This is a genomic window from Vibrio sp. 779(2023) (assembly GCF_033344285.1).
Lineage (GTDB): Bacteria > Pseudomonadota > Gammaproteobacteria > Enterobacterales > Vibrionaceae > Vibrio > Vibrio alginolyticus.
In genome coordinates this window covers 1-1,054 of record NZ_JAWPOM010000217.1, presented here as the reverse complement: position 1 = coordinate 1,054, position 1,054 = coordinate 1, and the positions used below count along the sequence as shown (strand labels likewise).

1 protein-coding gene is annotated in these 1,054 nt (G+C 48.7%); it reads left to right on the top strand.

Going from position 1 to position 1,054, the window contains the following annotated elements:
- Positions 1 to 893: right-handed parallel beta-helix repeat-containing protein (locus R8O70_RS26185; protein WP_412034581.1), on the top strand; the 893-nt coding region annotated here is incomplete at its 5' end.
- Positions 894 to 1,054: the final 161 nt, after the last annotated feature.

The following is a 1,054-nucleotide window of genomic DNA, read 5'->3' as shown; positions in this document are numbered from 1 at the left end:
GAGACAATGTTCGCTTTGTTTCGGAACTTCGTCACGAGGCAAATTACTGGCATTACCAAGGTATTGAAGTTGCGGGTGCGCAGTTCATTGTTCATGGTAGCCACAACACCTTCGAAAAAATGGTGACACACGGCGCGCCAGATACTGGTTTCGTGATCACCTCTCCTGAAAACATTGGCCGCGCACTGTGGGCAAGTTACAACCAAGTGATTGAAAGCGAAAGCTACAACAACATGGATCCTTCGCAGATCAACGCAGACGGTTTTGCGGCCAAGATGCGTATCGGCGATGGCAACACTTTCATCCGTTGTTTGTCTCACCACAACATTGATGACGGTTGGGACTTGTTCAACAAAGTGGAAGATGGCGCAAACGGTGCGGTGACCATTTTGGATTCCATCTCGTTCAGCAACGGTCGCACACTCGATGTTGCCAACAAGGGTGGCACGATTGGTAACGGCTTCAAGCTAGGCGGCGAGGGGATTCCGGTTCCACATGTGGTGAAAAACAGCCTGTCTTTCAATAACAACATGGACGGCTTTACGGACAACTTTAACCCTGGTGCACTGGTATTGAGCGACAACGTGTCGATTGATAACAAGCGCTTCAACTACTTGTTCCGTAAGAGCCCATATTCCGGCGAGATTGAGCAAGGCACGTTCACCAATAACCGTTCTTACCGATTCCACGTCAGCAGCAAATATGACGACGTGATCAACAGTGCGAAATCGACTGGCAATGCGTTGGTCGAAAATGGCACGACTTACACCAGTGATGGCAAAGCGGTCGACAGCAAAACGCTCGCGCCATTAAAGCAAGCGTCGGTGATTGATACCCAGCAAGCCATTCCGGGTAAGCAAGAGGCGATGCAGCTTAAGCAACTTATTCACTAACGAGTAACCACGGGCTCTCAGGAGCCCTTTTTTTCGTCAAAACTCACCTTACAACGGTCGCATTTTTACGCTTTTCGACTTGTCAGTGACAATCTCTTTTTGGTTCTAAGATTAACTAAGGGAATGCAGCAGTGACGAGTATGGATCCGCAGTTATTTACA